The sequence below is a fragment of the Janthinobacterium sp. C22 genome (genome assembly GCF_057919405.1).
In genome coordinates this window covers 1,974,720-1,993,594 of record NZ_CP193659.1, presented here as the reverse complement: position 1 = coordinate 1,993,594, position 18,875 = coordinate 1,974,720, and the positions used below count along the sequence as shown (strand labels likewise).

Annotated in this window: 13 protein-coding genes and 2 pseudogenes; 2 read left to right on the top strand and 13 right to left on the bottom strand. The window is 63.8% G+C overall.

The window, feature by feature from the left end; translation table 11 throughout:
• Window positions 1–60: 60 nt before the first annotated feature.
• The 6 genes from ACRHIG_RS09175 to ACRHIG_RS09150 all read right to left on the bottom strand — a co-directional run bounded on the left by ACRHIG_RS09175 (window position 61) and on the right by ACRHIG_RS09150 (window position 4,185).
• Window positions 61–618 carry a BON domain-containing protein gene (locus tag ACRHIG_RS09175; RefSeq protein ID WP_489629996.1) on the bottom strand — a complete coding sequence of 186 codons (558 nt, stop codon included), beginning with the start codon at window positions 616–618 and terminating at the stop codon, window positions 61–63.
• Window positions 540–791 (bottom strand): hypothetical protein, encoded by a 252-nt coding sequence (locus ACRHIG_RS09170; protein WP_489629995.1) that lies wholly within the window; start codon window positions 789–791, stop codon window positions 540–542. The genes ACRHIG_RS09175 and ACRHIG_RS09170 overlap by 79 nt, the downstream gene beginning before the upstream one ends.
• Window positions 792–889: 98 nt before the next feature.
• Entirely contained in the window at window positions 890–1,372 is a 483-nt protein-coding gene (locus ACRHIG_RS09165; protein ID WP_489629994.1) for a hypothetical protein, read from the bottom strand.
• On the bottom strand, window positions 1,300–1,590 hold the full coding sequence (locus ACRHIG_RS09160) for a hypothetical protein (RefSeq protein ID WP_489629993.1): 291 nt from the start codon (window positions 1,588–1,590) through the stop codon (window positions 1,300–1,302). Before ACRHIG_RS09160 ends, ACRHIG_RS09165 begins: the two co-directional genes overlap by 73 nt.
• A 152-nt stretch (window positions 1,591–1,742) precedes the next feature.
• The gene (locus ACRHIG_RS09155) at window positions 1,743–3,476 is read right to left on the bottom strand and encodes a dipeptidyl-peptidase 3 family protein (RefSeq protein ID WP_489629992.1); all 1,734 of its coding nucleotides are present in this window, start codon (window positions 3,474–3,476) and stop codon (window positions 1,743–1,745) included.
• A gap of 109 nt (window positions 3,477–3,585) precedes the next feature.
• The gene (locus ACRHIG_RS09150; RefSeq protein ID WP_489629991.1) at window positions 3,586–4,185 is read right to left on the bottom strand and encodes a short chain dehydrogenase; all 600 of its coding nucleotides are present in this window, start codon (window positions 4,183–4,185) and stop codon (window positions 3,586–3,588) included.
• 112 nt (window positions 4,186–4,297) lie between these two features.
• On the opposite strand from ACRHIG_RS09150, the gene ACRHIG_RS09145 reads away from it, so the two are divergent.
• The gene (locus ACRHIG_RS09145) at window positions 4,298–5,215 is read left to right on the top strand and encodes a LysR family transcriptional regulator (RefSeq protein ID WP_230539778.1); all 918 of its coding nucleotides are present in this window, start codon (window positions 4,298–4,300) and stop codon (window positions 5,213–5,215) included.
• A gap of 9 nt (window positions 5,216–5,224) precedes the next feature.
• On the opposite strand, the gene ACRHIG_RS09140 is transcribed toward ACRHIG_RS09145, so the two are convergent.
• Genes ACRHIG_RS09140 through ACRHIG_RS09130 form a run of 3 tightly spaced genes read right to left on the bottom strand, consistent with a single transcriptional unit; the run spans window position 5,225 to window position 9,546 of the window.
• Complete coding sequence (locus ACRHIG_RS09140; protein ID WP_489629990.1) at window positions 5,225–6,697, bottom strand: efflux transporter outer membrane subunit; 1,473 nt, start codon at window positions 6,695–6,697, stop codon at window positions 5,225–5,227.
• A gap of 50 nt (window positions 6,698–6,747) precedes the next feature.
• Window positions 6,748–8,346, bottom strand: coding sequence for a DHA2 family efflux MFS transporter permease subunit (locus ACRHIG_RS09135; protein WP_121670304.1), 1,599 nt, complete (start codon window positions 8,344–8,346; stop codon window positions 6,748–6,750).
• Between the two features lie 6 nt (window positions 8,347–8,352).
• Window positions 8,353–9,546 carry an HlyD family secretion protein gene (locus ACRHIG_RS09130; protein ID WP_475414741.1) on the bottom strand — a complete coding sequence of 398 codons (1,194 nt, stop codon included), beginning with the start codon at window positions 9,544–9,546 and terminating at the stop codon, window positions 8,353–8,355.
• Between the two features lie 144 nt (window positions 9,547–9,690).
• On the opposite strand from ACRHIG_RS09130, the gene ACRHIG_RS09125 reads away from it, so the two are divergent.
• On the top strand, window positions 9,691–10,407 hold the full coding sequence (locus tag ACRHIG_RS09125; protein WP_475414742.1) for a TetR/AcrR family transcriptional regulator: 717 nt from the start codon (window positions 9,691–9,693) through the stop codon (window positions 10,405–10,407).
• A 23-nt stretch (window positions 10,408–10,430) separates the two neighbouring features.
• On the opposite strand, the gene ACRHIG_RS09120 is transcribed toward ACRHIG_RS09125, so the two are convergent.
• The 4 genes and pseudogenes from ACRHIG_RS09120 to aceE all read right to left on the bottom strand — a co-directional run bounded on the left by ACRHIG_RS09120 (window position 10,431) and on the right by aceE (window position 18,847).
• Entirely contained in the window at window positions 10,431–11,600 is a 1,170-nt protein-coding gene (locus ACRHIG_RS09120; RefSeq protein WP_489629989.1) for a hypothetical protein, read from the bottom strand.
• 1,025 nt (window positions 11,601–12,625) lie between these two features.
• Window positions 12,626–14,388: pseudogene (gene lpdA / locus ACRHIG_RS09115) on the bottom strand (dihydrolipoyl dehydrogenase).
• A 10-nt stretch (window positions 14,389–14,398) separates the two neighbouring features.
• Window positions 14,399–16,056, bottom strand: a pseudogene (gene aceF / locus ACRHIG_RS09110) (dihydrolipoyllysine-residue acetyltransferase).
• A gap of 94 nt (window positions 16,057–16,150) precedes the next feature.
• Window positions 16,151–18,847 (bottom strand): pyruvate dehydrogenase (acetyl-transferring), homodimeric type, encoded by a 2,697-nt coding sequence (gene aceE, locus ACRHIG_RS09105; RefSeq protein ID WP_489629988.1) that lies wholly within the window; start codon window positions 18,845–18,847, stop codon window positions 16,151–16,153.
• Between the last annotated feature and the right edge of the window lie 28 nt (window positions 18,848–18,875).

Genomic DNA, 18,875 nt, shown 5'->3' with positions numbered 1-18,875 from the left:
GAGCCGCCCGCCCTCCGCATGCGGCTCCATTCCCTGTGTCGACGCTGGCACAAAGTGCGTTTACTTCACCTTCAAGCCATTCTTCACATCCGTCACGCCTTCCACGCTGCGGGCCAGGTCGGCGGCTTTCTTTACTTGCGCCTGGGAAGGCACGAAGCCGCTGAGCATGACGACGCCATTCACCGTTTCCACGTGCACGTCGAGCGCCTTCAAGTCGTTGTCCTTGACGAGGTCCGCCTTGATCTTGGTGGTGATGACGGAGTCGGACATGGCCGTCTTGGTGCTGCCGGCCGCATTGCGCGCCACGCAGGCGGCCTTGGCCGTCGCATCCATGGCGTCGCAATTTTCCTTCGTGGTCGCGGGCGGATTCTGCGCCACGTTGGTGCCGGCCTTGGCGCCCGTATTGGCGTCGGCCAGCGCGGCCGTCTTCGCCGCCTTGGCATCGTTCATGCACGTGGTTTTATCGGCGCCCGTGCGGTCGCCGCACTTGGCCTTGGCCAGGTCATACTCGGCATTGGCGACGTCCTTGCGGGCCTTGCTCAGCTCGCGCGGCGTGTTGCGGTATTGCGCCACGGCATCCGATTCGGCCTTGGCGCGCGCCACCTTGGCTTCTTCCACGCAGACTTTTTCGCGTTGCCGCTCTGGCTGTCGCAGGCGGCCTTGGCCTGCTTGTAGTCGGCCGATGCCTTGTCCGTCAAACTCTTGTACGAGGCATCCTGCGCATACGCGGGCGTGGCGGCAAGCAGGGCGCTGGCACTGGCGGCCAGCATGAGTGCGATCATTTTGTTCATGATGGTTCCTCTCTGGTTAGTTGATGCCCAGATTAGACCCCTGCCGCGCGCAAAGCTCCGTGCGACAGCACACGCTGACACGCCATTCAGGCAAAAACTCACTGTCCTTTGTCGCCGCTCAAGCCCTTCCGCCACAATACTTGCGCCTGTTCAAATGGTGAAGCGGCCCCATCAAATGCGCCTGCGCCATCGGCCAGCGCCAGCCAGCCTTGCGTGGCGTGGGAACTGCCTACACCGCCGCCCGCGGCTTCGCCAGCCGCGCGCACGCCGCGCATCCAGGCCAGCACGTCCTGGTACTGGCCGGGGTGGCGTCCATGCATCCAGGCCAGGGCGACCAGGTCCGCATAGGCCTCTTCGCGGCGCGTCTCGCGCAGCTCCTGCGCCAGCGCGGTCAACTTGCCCTGTTGCATGCTGCGCGGCTCGACAAAGCCGCGTGGCAAGGCGTGCCAGTCGCCCTGCGCATAGCGCCGGCAATGGCCGATTTCATGCGCCGTCATCGCTTCCAGCATCAGGCTGTGGCGCGTGGATGGCACGCCCTGCAAGACACTGTCCGCCTGCGCATTGCCGCGCAAGGACAGCACCAGCTTGCAGCGCCCCCTTCGTAGCCCAGCGCCAGCGGCACGGCGCCGGGCGCATCCTGAGGCTGCACGATGATATCGACGGGCAAACCTTGCGCGCGCGCAAACGCGATGACGGGCTGGCCCGCCTGCAGCCAACGGGTTTCCAGATCGGTCAGCGCGGGACCAGCCACGGCGGGCAAAACGATGAGCAAGCTCATCAGCAAGAGCGGATTCAACATGGGATCGGCGGGAAGAAAAGAGGATTTACCACTGCAGAGTAAGCGGTGGATGTATTTCCACAAGGAAAAACTGGCAACTTTTCGTAAATAAAGACGAAAAAAACCGGTGCGCAAGGCACCGGCTTTTCCGACTGATAATAATCAAGGTCAGCTTATTTCTTCGCCGCCTTATCCAGCGCGCGGGCCGTGACGAATTCCGGGCGGATATCGTTGGGCACGGCCTTCATCTTGTCGAGCGCCACCTGCACCTCGGGGCGGATGACCACGTACTTGCTCATCATCGCTTGCGCGCGCGCATAGTCGCCCGTCGCCTCGATGGTCAGAAATTCACGGTCCAGGTCGATCACGGCCTGCTTGATCTTCGCAAAATCGACGCCGAATTTGCCGTCGCCCAGCGAGACGAAACCGCCTTTGTCGAGGATGTAATTCATCTGGATGGCCATGCCGCGCGCGTGCGAATCCGTCAGGCCGAAATGCAGTGTGCGGAAACCGGAGGCGAGGAAGGTGTTGTACAGCTTGCGCTCGGCCGCCTCGCCCTGGCCCAGGGTGTCGTTGAGCTGCCCCTTGTCCATCATGTAGCGCAGCGCGAACAGGCCCGTGATGTCCGCCTTGGCTTCTTCGATGGTGGAATAGGCTTCCTTCAAGTCCTGGCGCGGCGTCGATGGCTTGCCGTCGACCACGGTGGCGTGCGGGCCCAGGCCGTGCATGATTTCATGCGCGAGGATGTGCGTGAAGAAGGAATTGAAATCGACATCCTGCTGCGCCTCGGGCGTGAGCACCAGTTTCGAGATCGGCGTCAGGGTGGCCTTGAACTTGGCTTCCTGCACGTTTTTCAGCATCACGCGCTTGGAGCCGCGCGCGCTGATGATGCGTTCGTCATTGGGCAGGTTGTAGGCGGCCGTCTGCACGGCCATGTTGCCGTCGCCGGCGCCATACACCTGGTTGACCACCACCATCGGTGCCAGCGCGCCCACTTTCGGATTGCGGTACTTGGCGTCGAGCGGCAGGTTGTCTTCCAGCTCCTGCATGTGTTTGGCGAAGAAATTGAGCTTTTGCGTCTCCGCCTGGTCGCGGATGTTCACGTAGGCTTCGAACGCGGCCTTGTAGCCGAACAGTTCATCGTTGTACGTTTCATACGGGCCGATGGTAATGTCGACGGGCGAATCGAGGTCCATCCAGGCGAAGTCGGACGGTAAATAGTCGTTGTCGAGGAAAGCCTTGGCGCGCAGAGTCAGAAATTTCTTCAGGGAAGCATTGTCCGTGGCGGCCGCCGCTTCATCGAGCAATTTGGCCAGCTGTTTCAACTCCACCTTGTACTCGTCCGAATACTTGACGGTCTGGTATTTGCCGTCCTTGCCCGCGCGGATGGTCGTGAAAAACCATTGCGCCTGCTGCTTGTCGTCCGCCGGCAAGCCGTTCATCCACGTTTCCAGGCTGGCCTTGGTGGCGCCCTGCGGATAGAAATTGCCCGCTTCCGGCTTGTGCGCGGGAATGGCGATGCCCGCATAGCTGGCCGGCATGAACGAGGCGTGCGCGTCGAGCACCGACCATGGCCCCTTGTTGATCCAGAAATAATTCAGGCGGGCCTGGCCCAGGGCCGACTTGTCCTTCTTCAAAGCCGCCCACAGCGCTTCATTGCCGGACCAGCGCTGGCGCAGCTGCAGCACGTCGACCAGCTTGGCCGCCTCGACCAGCTTGGCGATGGCCTGGCGGTCGCCTGCTGACAGGTGGGTGACGTCGGCCCTCAGCGCGACGGGCGCATAGCGGGCGCTCATGGCCGTCAGTTGTTGCGCGGTGGCCGGGGTGGCTGGCGCGGCCGCTGGCGTTGTTGCGCAGGCGCTGCCGACGGCGGCAGCCATCAGCAGGGGAATCAGGAGTTTTTTCATGGGGGTCTCGGTTGGATTTTTCTCAGACGCGGCTGGCGCGGATGGCGCGCTACCGCTTTCTTGCTCAGCCTGCGATTGTCCCACCTGCTCCCATGGCATGGCAAGCGGCTTACCAGACCTTGTACACCTGCCCCGTCTGCGCCCCTTCCACGCTGCGGCTGTAGGCCAGGGCCACGCGGCTGGCGGCGGCCGGCTCGAAGCCGTAGAAGAAGGGGCCGTACGCTTCCAGCGATTCGGCCAGCACCGTGGGGCTGACGACATTGATGCGCACGCCGCGCTGCAACTCGATGGCGGCGCCCCTTACAAAACCTTCCACGGCCGCGTTGGTCATGCTGGCGGCCGTGCCGAAGCGGATCGGCTGCTCGGCCACGATGCCGCTGGTCAAGGTAATCGAACCGCCGTCGTTCAGGTATTCCTGCGCCACCAGCGCCACATTGACCTGACCCATCAGCTTGCTTTCCAGGCCCACCTGGAATTGCTCTGGAGTAAATTCAGCCAGGGGACCGAAATGCATTTTACCGGCCGTCACGACGACGGCATCGACCTTGCCGATGCGTTTGAACAGGGCGCGCACTTGCGCGATGTCGCCCATGTCGGCCTGGTGCGTGCCGCTGCGGCTGCCCACTTCGATGATTTCATGGCGTGGCGCCAATTGGGCGGCGACGGCCGTGCCGATGGTGCCGCTGGCGCCGATGATGACGATTTTCATGCTGCTTCCTTGTGTGGGTTGAACGATGGAGCCAGTATGCGCCGCTTACGAAAAGGAATAAATACGCTAGAATTTACAAGATTACCAACCCACAGTTTGCAATCGGAATGCCATGGATAAATTGCGCAGCATGGAGATTTTTGTCGCCGTCGTCGATGCGGGCAGTTTCACGGCCGCCGCCGAGGCGTTCCAGATTTCGCCCGTGATGGTGGGCAAGCACATCAAATACCTGGAGGAGCGGCTGGGCGCGCGCCTGCTGGCGCGCACCACGCGGCGGCAAAGCCTGACGGAAATCGGCCAGCAGTATGCGGAACAGTGCCGCCAGATCCTGGCCAGCATCCATGCGGCGGAACGGGGCGCGGAAGCCATGCGCGCGGCGCCGCGCGGCAAGCTGAAGATCACGGCGCCCGTGTCCTTCGGCAGCGAGTGCATCGCGCCGCTGATGGCCGATTACCTTGATGCGTATCCGGAAGTGAGCCTGGAACTGAACCTGAACGACAGGACGGTGGACCTGGTGGAGGAAGGATTCGATGCGGCCATCCGCATCGGCAAGCTGGAAGATTCCGCCATGGTGGCGCGCGTGCTGCGGCCGTACGCGATGGTGATCTGTGCCGCGCCCGCCTACCTGGCCAGACACGGCACGCCGCGCACGCCGGCCGACCTGGCCCGCCACGAATGCCTGGACTTCATGCAGTGGACGCGCCATGTGCGCTGGCGCCTGGCCAGGAGCGGCGACGATGACGGCAGCCCCGTGCGCGAAAGCCGCTTCCGCTCGAACAATGGACAGGCGCTGCGCGTGGCGGCCCTGCACGGTTTCGGCATCGTCATGCAGGCGGAGATCCTGATGGCCGGCGATATCGCCGCCGGCAGGCTGGTGCCGCTGTTGGCCGACTACGTGCCGGCGCCCCGCCCCATGCACCTCGTGTACGCGCGCGACCGCCAGCCCACGCCGAAGCTGACGACCTTCATCGATTTTCTGCTGGAACGCTACGGGCCGGCGGCGACACCGCCACCGGCCACGCTCACGTAACCGTCGTACTTAATTGGCCTTCGCGGCGGGCGCGGACGCCAGCTTGGCCAGCTCGCCGTCCGGCTGCCAGCCGGCGCCGAGAGACCTCGCTACGGCAACCGTCGCCAGCAGGCGCTGGGTCTTGATCTGCGCGGCGGCGCGGTCCGCTGCCAGCGAACTGCGCTGGGCATCGGTGACGTCCAGGTAGGTCGAGATGCCGCGCTCGTAGCGCGTGCGCGCCACCAGGTAGGCGCGCGCCGCCGCTGCCTGCGACAGGGCCTGGGCGTCGCCCTGCAACTGGCGCTGCTCCACGTCGGACAACGCGTCTTCCACTTCGCGCAAGGCCGTCAGCAGCTTCGTTTCATGGTTCGCCACGGCTTCCGCATAGCGCGCCTTGGACAGATCCAGATTCGCCTGGTTGCGGCCGCCGTCGAAGATCGGCAGGGACAGGGCCAGCGGACCAAAGCTGAACTGGCGCGAACCGCCCTGCGCCAGGTCCCGCAGCTTTTCTGACGCATAGCCGAAATTGCCCGTCAATTGCAGCGACGGGTAAAACGCGCCTTCGGCCACGCCCACTTGCGCGTTCGCCGCGCGCAGGCCCGCCACGCTGGAGACTAGGTCCGGACGGTGCGCCAGCAGGCTGGCGGGCAAGCCGACGGGAATGGCGGGCGGCTGCGGCAAGATGGACGGATCGGCCGCCACCGGCAATTGCAGCGCCGACGGCGGCTTGCCCGTCAGGGTGGCCAGGCTGTTTTCCAGCTGGTTGCGCTGGCGCTTGACTTCATGCAGGTCGGCCTGCGCGTTCGACAGTTCGACCTTCGCGCGCGCCAGGTCCAGCTCATTCGTCAGGCCCGCATTGAAGCGCGCCTCGACCAGCTGCGCCGACTCCCGGCGGGTGTCCAGGGCGCCATTCAGGATGGCCATTTCCGCGTCGAGTCCACGCAGCTGCCAGTAATTGCTGGCCACTTGCGACGACAGCATCAGCAGCACGCCGTCGCGGTCGGCCTGCGCCGCCAGCGCCTGCGCGTCCGCCGCTTCGACCAGGCGTTTCACGCGGCCCAGCAGGTCGACTTCATACGACAGCGAGCCGCCCACGGAGAAGTTATTGCCGCTGATCGAGCGGTTGCCCAGGGCCAGGCCCTGCGAGGTGTTGGCCGAGGTGCGCGAGTTCGAGATGCCCGTGCTGACATTCACGCTCGGGCCCTGGTTGGCGCGCGCCGTGCCGCTTTGCGCCAGCGCCTGCAGCAGGCGCTCGCCCGCCGCCTTGACGCCGGGATTATCCTGCAGCGCGCTCTGTTCGAGGCGGTTCAGGGTGGCGTCGCCATAGATGCTCCACCACTCCTTGGGCAGCTGCGCGGCATCCGCGGCGGCCGCGCCGTGGCGGAAGGTGTCGGTGCCGGCCACGTTTGCCGGAGCGGTGAAATCCTGGCCCACGGTGCCGCAGGCGGACAGCGCCACGGCAAGGGAAGCGGCCAGCGCGATTTTCGTCAATACTGTTTGCATGATGATTACCTTCTTGTTCTTGAGGTGCTGCACGTGCGGACTGTGCGCGGTCAATGACCGCCGCCACCGCCACCGGGAGCTTTGAGTTTGTCGGCCAGCCACAGGGGCACGATACAGGCCAGCAGGATGGCGCCGATCAGGAAGAAGCCATCGTTGTAAGCCATCACATACGCCTCGCGGCGCACGATGCCGTCGATCGCCTGCAAGGCCTGGTTGCCGGCCGTAACGGCGTCATAGCCCTTGGCCATGAACGACGACGTCAGCTGGTCGATGCGCAGCTGCGTGGCGCTGGAATACGCGTTGATCGCCTCGCCCAGGCGCTGCGAGTGGAAGTGTTCGCGGGTGCTCAGGGCCGTGGCCAGCAGGGCGATGCCGATCGAGCCGCCCAGGTTGCGCGTCATATTGAACAGGCTCGATGCGGACGGCATGTCCTTCGGCGCGATGCCCTTCATGGCGAAGTTCGACAGGGTCAGCATGACGAAGGGCTGGCCCAGCGCGCGCACGACCTGCGACCACAGCAGCTGGTCGTAGCCGGTGGACGCATCCATGTAGGCATTCATCATGCACGAGCCGCCGAACAGCAGCAGGCCGAACGAGCACAGGATGCGGTTGTCCACCACGGACGACAGCTTGGCCACAAACGGCATGATGAACAGCTGCGGCAAGCCCACCCACATGATGACTTCACCGATCTGCATCGGTGAATAGCCGGCGATCTGGCCCAGGAACAAGGGCAGCAAAAAGGCCGAGCCGTACAGGCCCATGCCCGTCACGGCCGACAGCACGGTGGCGACCAGGAAATTGCGCTGGCCGTACAGGCCCAGGTTGACGAACGGTTCGGCGCGCGTGGCGCTGGTGACGACCCAGCCCAGGATGCCCACCAGGGCCAGCGCGGCGAAGGTGATGATGAAACCGGAGTCGAACCAGTCCTTGGAATTGCCCTCTTCCAGGAAGATGGTCAGGCAGCCCAGGCCCAGGGCCATGAAGAAGATGCCCAGCCAGTCGGCCTTCCAGAACATCTCGAGCTTCATCGGCTCCTTGTCCAGGCCATAGATCATGCCGGCGATCAGCAGCACGCCCGGCACCCAGTTGATGTAGAAGATCGAGGGCCAGCCATACAGTTCGGAGAGGTAGCCGCCCAGGGTCGGGCCCATGGCCGGCGCCAGGGTGGCCGTCAGGCCGAAGATGGCCATGCCGACGGCGCGCTTCGACGGCGGCAGCTTGAGCATCACCAGGGTAAAGGCCATCGGGATCAGGGCGCCGCCCGTGAACCCCTGCAGCATGCGGAAGACGATCATGCTTTCCAGGTTCCAGGCCGTGCCGCACAGGGTGGAGAACAGCAGGAAGAAGGCGGTGGTGCCGATCATGTAGGTACGCAGTCCGAACACGCGCGCCAGCAGCGCGGTGAGGGGAATGACGATGATTTCCGCCACCAGGTAGGCCGTGGAAATCCACGAGCCCTCTTCCTGGGTGGCCGACAGCGAGCCAAGGATATCCTTGAGCGAGGAATTGGTGATCTGGATGTCGAGCACCGCCATGAAGGCGCCCAGCATGCCGGCGGCGACCGCCAGCCAGGTGCGCCCGGAGACTTTCTCGTCGATCACGGGAAACGCCGGCGGCTTCGCCAGCGTGGTGGAGGGGCTGCTCATGGAAGCTTAGCGCGTGGTGGACTGGGCGGCGGGAGCGGCGGCGTGGCGCGCGGCCGGCTGCGTTTCAGGCTGGTTCACTTCCACTTCGGCGATCACCGACATGCCCGGCACCAGGCGGCCATTCATGGCCTTGATGTCTTCCGGCTGGAAGACGATTTTCACGGGCACGCGCTGGACGATCTTGGTGAAGTTGCCGGTGGCGTTATCGGCCGGCAGCAGGGCGAATTGCGCGCCCGAGGCAGGCGCGAAGCTGTCCACGGTACCCACCAGTTTCTTGCCCGGCATGGCGTCGATGGTCACGTGCACGCTCTGGCCGCGGTGCAGGTCGGCCAGTTGGGTTTCCTTGAAGTTGGCGGTGACCCAGACGTTGTCCTGCACGATGGCCGTCAATTGCTGGCCAGGTTGCACACGCATACCCGTTTCCACGTTGCGCTTGCCGATGCGGCCGGCGACGGGGGCCAGGATGCGGTTATATTGCAGCTGCTGTTCCGCGTCCTTCAATTGCACGCGCAGCACGGCCACCTGCGCCTTGGCCACGTCGCGCGCAGCTTGCGCCGCACCGATCTGCGATTTGGCGGCCGAGGCGCTGTCGCGACGGGCGGCCAGGTCGGCCACGGCGCTCGAACGGGCCGCGTTGGCCGCATCGAGTTCCGCTTTCGAGACGGCTTTCATCTGGCTCGTGTACAGCTGGCCATAACGCTCCGCATCCTGTTTCGCGCGCAGCAATTGCGCATCGGCCTGCGCCACCTGCGCCTGGGCGGCGCTCGCTTGCGCCTGCACTTGCGCAATCTGCGCATCCGCCTGCAGCACCTGCTGCTCGGCGCTGGCGATCTGCGCGGCGATCTGCTCGGTCTTCACGCGCTGGTCGAAGGGATCGAGTTCGGCGATCACGTCGCCCTCTTTCACCATTTGATTGTCATCGATGAAGACCTTGGTGACGACGCCGGAAATGCGTGCCGACACGGGATGCACGTGGCCGGCCACGTAGGCGTTTTCCGTTTCCACGAAATAGTGGCTGCGGTACCACATGCGCGCGCCGGCGCCCAGCGCGACGAGGACGATCAGGCCGGCAATGATTTTCACGCGGTTGTTCGGTGGTGCGGAGCTGGCGGCAGCGGCGGGCGTGGAAGGTGCGGCGGGGGCCGCGGGTGGGACGGCGCTCAGCACCTTGTGCTCTGCGTGGCCTGGCTGGTTGGACATACTCGCTCCGGAAATGAAATGATATAGGTTCATTATTGGGCAAAGAAAAGCCAAAGTCAAGAAATGAAACGATTGCATTTCATTTTAATTTGCACTACAGTGTGAGCCATCACTTACCTTCCACCTTATAAAGAGACCCAGACCATGTCCGATCCCGGCCTCAACGATACCTTGCCTACCGATAAAGAATCCGCCGCCGCCCAGGAGCTTTCCTGCTGCGGCAAGCCGGCCGGCCGCCCGCGCGCGGCCGACATGGAAGCGCGCATGGAAAACCTGCTGCACACGGCCGGCTGCCTGTTTCTGGAAAAAGGATATGGGAAGGTCAGCCTGGAAATGATCGCCCGCGAAGCCCACGTGGCCGTGCGCACGATTTATGTGAAATTTGGCGGCAAGTCGGGCTTGTTCAATGCCGTGGTGGAATTACGCCGCGCCGCCTACTTCTCGACCATGCCGGCGCTGGAAACGGATATGCGGCCCCTGCCCGCCATTTTGAGCGAGTTCGGCCTGCTGTTCGTGCAACTGGTCACCATGCCGGCGGCGATCCGCCTGAATCGCATGGTGGTAGCTGAAGCGGCCACGCACCCGGAACTGGCGGAAACGTTTTACAAAGTGGGACCGGGACAGACGCGCGAGATGCTGACCAAGTTTTTCAGCCGTCCCGACATCGCGCCCCTGTTTCGCGCGGAACTGACGCCCTCCATGCTGGCGCTGCACCTGCTCAATTGCCTGCTGGGCGACCAGATGTCGCGCCTGCTGTTTCCGCCGCCAGCCCAACCCGATGTGGCGCAATTGCGCGCCAAGGTGGCGGTCAGTCTCGACCTGTTCCTGCACGGTACTCTGCGCCAGCCGCTGGCGGACTGACGCGGGACGGCTGGCCGCGGAAATCAGCCAGGGCGGCTGCAGTCTTCCGGCAGCGCCGCTTCAGTCCGTTCATCGTTCAAGCCCAGCGCGCGCAGGAAAGGCTGGGCCGCCGACGCGCCATCAACGCCCAGTGCAGACTCGCTTCCATCGTAGCGGTCAGGACCATAACGCATCAGGTCGAACGAGGTTTCAAAGCGCTGCGCCAGGAAATACGTGCGGAAGTAATCGAAGGAAAACGCCACCTGGCCATCGGCCCGCAGCAGCAAGCCATGCGCATACAGCGGCGCCAGCCAATCGCCGGCCGCCATGTTCCAGCCCTTCACGCCGCAATAGTCGCTGGCAAAGCGCTCCAGTTCCGCCTCGTTGAGGAACACGCTCTTGGCTTCGAACATCACGAACGCCAGCTCGATCAGGAATTCACGCGCATCGGCAGCGACGCCGGCGTCCTCGCGCGGCTGCGCGCCCGCCTTGCCCAGCAAGCCATCGAAATAAGCGCGCTCGCCTGCCAGTTGCGGCAGCAAGGTGGCAAACACATACTCGGCATCCATCTGCCCCGTGTCCTGGCCGTTCGGCGTGTACAGCACCGACAGGGCGAAGTTCTTGCTCACGTCGTCGAACTCGCGCAGGGATACCTTCCACTGCGTGCCGGCCTTGCCGCCATCGGCCTCGCCCGTGCCGAATTCAAGCACCGCATACGCCGCCATCTGGCCCTGTGCGCCGTACAGGCTGCCGGGATTGCTCTTGAACAGGATGCTTAGCGACTTCATCAGCGAACTGGCGTCGCCCGTATGCTGGTGGCCATGGAACACGGCGTGGATATTCTTGTAGCGCGCGCGCTGCTCGGCACTGGCGTGCTCATCGGCGGAGAAAAAGCTGAAGCCGGCATTGCCCAGCGTGGCGGCAGCGACACCCTGCTGGCGGCTGCCCGGCACCAGGTAGAAACGCGCGCCGGGCAAGCTGGCCGCCTGCAGCAAGGGCCGCAGGAAGTATTCGTAGACGTACACGGGCGTCGTGCCGGCACAGGCGTCCGGCGCCACCAGCTGGCCCGTGAAGAAAATCGCATCGATCCGCTTGCCCGCCGCCAGGATAGCGGCCACGTCCTGGTACAAGGCATGCAGCATCACGGCTTGCTCTTGCTCGTCGGCCCGGCGCAAACGGACGTCGGCAATATGAAGGGCGGTAAATTTTTTCATCGTTGCAAAACTTTCTTAGAGCCTATCCCAGTAGGGAGCGTCTTCTGCCGGCAGTTCATCAGGAGCGCGGACAAGGCATGGGGAGGACGCGAGGCGAGCCACGCGACGACTCCCCGCTTCCGAGGGGCGCCAGCAGGGGATGTATGCATCGACTGGGGCAGGCGCTTGGTACAGCGGAACTTGACCGACTCCCACGCTGGCAACATTCCTGGAAAAATCACACGTTTCTATTGAAGCGAAAGCAGAACACGGTGACAGACCTCCATTCTGCCACTTTTTCCACACGGCAATACTCACCAATTTTCACACGGGACCGATGCGCCACGTTTTACCACGCTGCAGGTCAAGGGAAATAAAAAAACCCGCAATCGCTTGCGGGTTTCGAGTATGGACAGCTACAACATCAACGCTTGCGCGGCGGCGGCAAGTCCGTGCATACGCCTTCGTACACTTCGGCAGCCATCCCGATCGACTCGCCCAGGGTCGGGTGAGGATGGATGGTCTTGCCGATGTCGGTGCCGTCGCCCCACCCCTTGATGGCCAGCGCGACTACGCTGCGGTTAAAAAAACCCGCAATCGCTTGCGGGTTTCGAGTATGGACAGCTACAACATCAACGCTTGCGCGGTGGCGGCAAGTCCGTGCACACGCCTTCGTACACTTCGGCAGCCATACCGATCGACTCGCCCAGGGTCGGGTGCGGGTGGATGGTCTTGCCGATGTCGGTGCCGTCGCCCCACCCCTTGATGGCCAGCGCGACTACGCTGCGGTTAAAAAACCCGCAATCGCTTGCGGGTTTCGAGTATGGACAGCTACAACATCAACGCTTGCGCGGCGGCGGCAAGTCCGTGCACACGCCCTCGTACACTTCGGCGGCCATACCGATCGACTCGCCCAGGGTCGGGTGCGGGTGGATGGTCTTGCCGATGTCGGTGCCGTCGCCCCACCCCTTGATGGCCAGCGCGACTACGCTGCGGTTAAAAAACCCGCAATCGCTTGCGGGTTTCGAGTATGGACAGCTACAACATCAACGCTTGCGCGGCGGCGGCAAGTCCGTGCATACGCCTTCGTACACTTCGGCGGCCATACCGATCGACTCGCCCAGGGTCGGGTGAGGATGGATGGTCTTGCCGATGTCGGTGCCGTCGCAGCCCATTTCGATGGCCAGCGCGATTTCGCCGATCATGTCGCCCGCATGCGTGCCGACGATGGTGCCGCCGATGATGCGGTGCGTTTCAGCGTCGAACAGCAGCTTGGTGAAGCCTTCGGCGCGGCCGTTGGCCACGGCGCGGCCGGAAGCTGCCCACGGGAAGTGGCCCTTTTCGACCTTGATGCCCTTGGCTTTCGCTTCGTCTTCCGTGATGCCGGCCCATGCCACTTCCGGATCCGTGTAGGCGACCGACGGGATCACCTTGACGTCGAAGTGCGACTTCTGGCCGGCAGCCGCTTCGGCGGCCACGTGGGCTTCATGCACAGCCTTGTGCGCCAGCATCGGCTGGCCCACCAGGTCGCCGATGGCGAAGATGTTCGGCACGTTGGTGCGCATCTGGCTGTCGACTTCGATGAAGCCGCGGTCGGTGACGATCACGCCGGCCTTGTCGGCAGCGATCTTCTTGCCGTTCGGGCTGCGGCCCACGGCGACGAGCACCAGGTCGTAGACTTGCGGCGCCGGAGCCGTGGCGCCCGCTTCAGCCGCCTCGAACGTGACCTTGATGCCTTCCGGCAGTGCCTCGACGGCCACCGTCTTGGTCTTGGTCATGATGTTGTCGAAGCGCTTCTCGTTGAACTTCTGCCACACCTTGACGGCGTCGCGGTCCGCGCCCTGCATCAGGCCATCCATCATTTCAACCACGTCGATGCGCGCGCCGAAGGTCGAGTAGACGGTCGCCATTTCCAGGCCGATGATGCCGCCGCCGATGACCAGCATGCGTTTCGGGATCTGGCGCAATTCCAGCGCGCCCGTCGAATCGACGATGCGCGGGTCTTCCGGCACGAAGGGCAGCTTCACCACGGACGAACCGGCCGCGATGATGGCTTGCTTGAACTGCACGACTTTTTCGAACCGTCGCCTGCCGTCACTTCGATGTGGTTCGCGGAGAGGAACTGGCCCACGCCGGTGACGACTTGCGTCTTGCGCGCCTTGGCCATGCCGGCCAGACCGCCCGTCATGTTCGAGATCACGCCTTCCTTGTACTTGCGTACCTGGTCGATGTCGATCGTCGGCTTGGCGAACGTCACGCCCGTGTTGGACATGTGCGCCGTTTCGTCGATCACGGAAGCGACGTGCAGCAGCGCCTTCGACGGGATGCAGCCCACGTTCAGGCACACGCCGCCCAGGGTGGCGTAGCGCTCGACGATGACGGTGCTCAGCCCCAGGTCGGCCGCGCGGAACGCTGCCGAATAGCCGCCAGGACCGCCGCCCAGCACCATCATGTCGACGTCGATGTCGACCTGGCCGCTGTAATTGCCGGCCGGGATGGCGGCGACGGGTGCCGCCGGTGCCGCAGCCGGAGCCGCAGCGGCTGCCGCAGGCGCAGAAGCGGCCGCGCCTTCAACCGCTTCCACCACCAGCAGCGCGCTGCCTTCGGCGATCTTGTCGCCGACCTTGACCTTGACTTCCTTGACGACGCCGGCGTGGGTCGATGGAATCTCCATGCTGGCCTTGTCCGATTCGACCGTGATCAGGGACTGGTCCACCTTGATGGTGTCGCCCACCTTGACCATCAGTTCGATGACTTCGACTTCCTTGAAATCGCCGATATTCGGTACTTTTACCTCTACTGTGCTCATCAATCGCTCCTTACAGCAGAATTTTGCGCATGTCGGCCAGGACTTCGCCGAGGTACACGGAGAATCGCGCGCCCATCGCGCCATCGACCACGCGGTGGTCGTAGGACAGCGAAGTGCCCATCATCAGGCGTGGCTGGAAGGCCTTGCCATCCCATACCGGCTTGATCGAGGCTTTCGACAGACCCAGGATCGCCACTTCCGGCGCATTGACGATAGGCGTGAAGTGCGTGCCGCCGATGCCGCCCAGGGACGAAATCGTGAAGCTGGCGCCCTGCATGTCGGCCGGTTTCAGCTTGCCTTCGCGCGCCTGCAGCGACAGTTCCGTCATTTCGCGGGCGATCTGCGAGACCGACTTCTGGTCCGCGCCCTTGATCACGGGTACCACCAGGCCGTTCGGCGTGTCGGCAGCGAAGCCGATGTTGTAGTACTGCTTGAGGATCAGGTTCTCGCCCTTGGCGTCGAGCGAGGCGTTAAACGCGGGGAATTTCTTCAACGCGGCGACGGAGGCCTTGATCACAAAGGCGAGCATGGTCAGCTTGGCCGCATCCTTGTTCTTCGCATTGGCCGCGTTGGTATCGACGCGGAATGCTTCCAGGTCGGTCACGTCCGCTTCGTCGAACTGCGTGACGTGCGGAATCATGACCCAGTTGCGGTGCAGGTTCGGGCCCGAGATTTTCTTGATGCGCGACAGCGGCAGCAATTCGGTCGTGCCGAATTTGCTGAAGTCCAGCGACGGCCATGGCAGCAGATCCAGACCCACGCCGGAACCGGCCTTGGCGACCGGTGCGTTCGGCGCGGCGACCGCGCCCGACATCACGCCCTTGACGAAGTTCTGCACGTCTTCCTGGGTGATGCGGCCCTTCGGACCGGAACCGCCCACGCGGGCCAGGTCCACGCCCAGTTCGCGCGCGAACTTGCGGATCGATGGCGACGCGTGCGCCAGCTTGCCGTTCACGGCAGGCGCGGCGGCTGGCGCGGCAGGAGCGGCAGCGGCGACCGGCGCCGAAGCGACGGCGGCGGCAGGTGCGGCGGCAGCTTGCGCGGCCGGTGCAGGCGCGGCGGCAGGAGCGGCAGCGCCACCGGTCGTTTCCACCACCAGCACCAGACTACCCTTGGCGACCTTGTCGCCGACCTTGACCTTCAATTCCTTGACGATACCGGCGTGGCTCGATGGAATCTCCATGCTGGCCTTGTCCGATTCGACCGTCAGCAGCGACTGGTCAACCTTGATCGTGTCGCCGACCTTGACCATCAGTTCGATGACTTCGACTTCCTTGAAGTCGCCGATATCGGGCACGGTCACGTCGACCAGGGCCGGCGCGCCGGCAGGGGCGGCAGGCGCTGGCGCGGCCGCAGGAGCGGCGGCGGGGAGGCTTCAGCGGCAGGCGCCGGGGCGGCAGCGGCGGCAGGCGCCGGGGCCGAGGCGTCGTCCGCCACTTCCAGCAGCAGGACCAGCGAACCTTCGGCGATCTTGTCGCCCACGTTGACTTTCAATTCCTTGACGACACCGGCGTGGCTCGATGGGATTTCCATGCTGGCCTTGTCCGATTCGACGGTGATGAGGGACTGGTCGACCTTGACCGTGTCGCCTGGCTTGACCATCAGTTCAATGATCTCGACTTCCTTGAAATCGCCGATATCCGGGACTTTGACTTCCACAATGCTCATAGCTTGCTCCGTTATTTTATTTGTCAGATGGACCCGCACACACGCCAGGGCGGCGCTTTCGCACCGCCCTGGCATCATCGGGTCCGCACAACGATTACTGGGTCACCGGATTCGGTTTGTTCGCGTCGATGCCGTACTTGGCGATCGCCTGCTCCACCACCGACACGTCGATCTTGCCTTCGTCAGCCAGCGATTTGAGCGCGGCCACGGTGACATAATAACGGTTCACTTCGAAGAACTCGCGCAGCTTGGCGCGGCTGTCCGAGCGGCCAAAGCCATCGGTACCGAGCACTTTGTAGGTGCGGCCCTTCGGCATGAAGGCGCGGATCTGTTCTGCAAATGCGCGCATGTAGTCGGTCGTGGCGACGATCGGGCCATCCGTGTCCTGCATCAGCGACGTCACGTACGGCACGCGCTGCTGTTTCGACGGGTTGACCATGTTCCAGCGTTCCGCATCCTGGCCATCGCGGGCCACCAGGGTCAGCGACGGCGCCGACCACACGTCCGCAGCCACGCCCCAGTCGTTTTGCAGCAGTTCGGCGGCGAAGATCGATTCGCGCAGGATGGTGCCGCAGCCGATCAGCTGTACGCGCAGCTTGGCGTCCGCCTGGCCTTCCTGCAGCTTGTACATGCCTTTCAGGATGCCTTCTTCCTGGCCTGGCTTGATGCCTGGCTGGGCGTAGTTCTCGTTCATGATCGTGATGTAGTAGAACACATCTTCCTGGTTGGCGATCATGCGGCGCAGGCCGTCCTGGATGATGACGGCGACTTCATGGCTGAAGGTCGGGTCGTACGGCATGCAGGTCGGGATGGTCGCGGCGAAGATATGGCTGTGGCCATCTTCGTGCTGCAAGCCTTCGCCGTTCAGGGTCGTGCGGCCAGCCGTGCCGCCCATCAGGAAGCCGCGGGCGCGCATGTCCGCCGAAGCCCATACCTGGTCGCCGATGCGCTGGAAGCCGAACATCGAGTAGAAGGTGTAGAACGGGATCATGATGCGGTCGTTGGTCGAGTACGACGTCGCCGCGGCGATCCACGAGCTCATGCCGCCCGCTTCGTTGATGCCCTCTTGCAGGATCTGGCCGGCCTTGTCTTCGCGGTAGTACATGACCTGGTCCTTGTCGACCGGCTCGTACAACTGGCCTTTCGGGTTGTAGATGCCGATCTGGCGGAACAGGCCTTCCATGCCGAAGGTACGCGACTCATCGACCAGGATAGGCACGACGCGCTGGCCCAGGTTCGGGTCTTTCAGCAGGGTCGAAATGACGCGCACGAAGGCTTGCGTGGTCGAGATTTCGCGGCCTTCCGGCGTCGCTTCCAGCACGTTCTTGAACGCGTCGAGGCCAGGCACGGGCAGGGTTTCTTCCGCCTTTTGGCGGCGCTGCGGCAGGTAGCCGCCCAGGGCCTTGCGGCGCTCGTGCAGGTAGACCATTTCCGGCGCGTCGTCGGCAGGCTTGAAGAACGGGATGTCGGCCAGCTTGTCGTCGGGGATAGGCAGCGAGAAGCGGTCGCGCATTTCGCGGATGGCTTCGTCGTCGAGTTTTTTCGTCTGGTGCGCCGTGTTGCGCGCTTCGCCGGACTTGCCCATGCCGTAGCCCTTGATGGTCTTCACCAGCAGGACGGTCGGCTGGCCCTTGTGTTCCTGGGCGATCTTGAAGGCTGCGTAGATCTTGTGCGGATCGTGGCCGCCGCGGGTCAGGCGCCAGATGTCGTCGTCCGTCATGTTGGCAACCATTTCCAGCAGCTTCGGATGCTTGCCGAAGAAGTGCTTGCGCACGTAGGCGCCGTCTTTCGCCTTGTAGTTCTGGTATTCGCCGTCGACGGTTTCCATCATCACGCGCTGCAGGATGCCTTCCTTGTCTTGCGCCAGCAGGGCGTCCCAGCCCGGGCCCCAGATGACCTTGACGACGTTCCAGCCCGCGCCACGGAATTCGCCTTCCAGTTCCTGGATGATCTTGGTGTTGCCGCGTACCGGGCCGTCCAGGCGCTGCAGGTTGCAGTTGACCACGATGACCAGGTTGTCGAGCATGTCGCGCGCGGCCAGGCCGATCGCGCCCAGGGATTCCGGCTCGTCCATCTCGCCATCGCCGCAGAAGGCCCAGATTTTACGGTTGTCGGTCTTGGCGATGCCGCGTGCATGCAGGTATTTCAGGAAGCGCGCCTGGTAGATCGCCATGTGCGGGCCCAGGCCCATCGACACGGTCGGGAACTGCCAGAAGTCAGGCATCAGCTTTGGATGCGGGTACGAGGACAGGCCCTTGCCGTCGACTTCCTTGCGGAAGTTCAGCATTTGCTCTTCCGTCAAGCGGCCTTCGAGGAAGGCGCGCGCGTAGACGCCGGGCGAGGAGTGACCCTGGATGTACAGCAGGTCGCCGCCATGGTCGGCCGTCGGCGCGTGCCAGAAGTGGTTGAAACCGATACCCAGCATGTTCGCCAGCGAAGCGAACGAGGACAAGTGGCCGCCCAGGTCGCCGTCGGCGCGGTTGGCCTTGACGACCATGGCCATGGCGTTCCAGCGCATCCACGAGCGCAGGCGCTCTTCGTATTCCAGGTTGCCGGGGCAGTGTGCTTCTTGCTTGGTGGGGATGGTATTGACGTAGGCGGTGGTGCTGGAGAACGGGATCTGGGCGCCACGGCGGCGGGCCAGGTCAACCATGCGCTCCATCAGGTAATGCGCGCGTTCCGGACCTTCGTTTTCCAGCACCGCTTCGAGCGCGTCCAGCCACTCCTTGGTTTCCTGCATATCCGGGTCGGTGCCGATCTGTGTCGTTACCTGGTTCAGTTGAGCTGACATCTGTTGAGTCTCCTTTGTGAACGCCCCA

What these genes read in the sequence shown, in the direction of transcription:
- ACRHIG_RS09170 (WP_489629995.1), bottom strand. Translation starts at nt 791, where the DNA reads ATGAACAAAATGATCGCACTCATGCTGGCCGCCAGTGCCAGCGCCCTG.
- ACRHIG_RS09160 (WP_489629993.1), bottom strand. Translation starts at nt 1,590, where the DNA reads ATGTTGAATCCGCTCTTGCTGATGAGCTTGCTCATCGTTTTGCCCGCC.
- ACRHIG_RS09155 (WP_489629992.1), bottom strand. Translation starts at nt 3,476, where the DNA reads ATGAAAAAACTCCTGATTCCCCTGCTGATGGCTGCCGCCGTCGGCAGC.
- ACRHIG_RS09150 (WP_489629991.1), bottom strand. Translation starts at nt 4,185, where the DNA reads ATGAAAATCGTCATCATCGGCGCCAGCGGCACCATCGGCACGGCCGTC.
- ACRHIG_RS09145 (WP_230539778.1), top strand. Translation starts at nt 4,298, where the DNA reads ATGGATAAATTGCGCAGCATGGAGATTTTTGTCGCCGTCGTCGATGCG.
- ACRHIG_RS09140 (WP_489629990.1), bottom strand. Translation starts at nt 6,697, where the DNA reads ATGCAAACAGTATTGACGAAAATCGCGCTGGCCGCTTCCCTTGCCGTG.
- ACRHIG_RS09135 (WP_121670304.1), bottom strand. Translation starts at nt 8,346, where the DNA reads ATGAGCAGCCCCTCCACCACGCTGGCGAAGCCGCCGGCGTTTCCCGTG.
- ACRHIG_RS09130 (WP_475414741.1), bottom strand. Translation starts at nt 9,546, where the DNA reads ATGTCCAACCAGCCAGGCCACGCAGAGCACAAGGTGCTGAGCGCCGTC.
- ACRHIG_RS09125 (WP_475414742.1), top strand. Translation starts at nt 9,691, where the DNA reads ATGTCCGATCCCGGCCTCAACGATACCTTGCCTACCGATAAAGAATCC.
- ACRHIG_RS09120 (WP_489629989.1), bottom strand. Translation starts at nt 11,600, where the DNA reads ATGAAAAAATTTACCGCCCTTCATATTGCCGACGTCCGTTTGCGCCGG.
- aceE (WP_489629988.1), bottom strand. Translation starts at nt 18,847, where the DNA reads ATGTCAGCTCAACTGAACCAGGTAACGACACAGATCGGCACCGACCCG.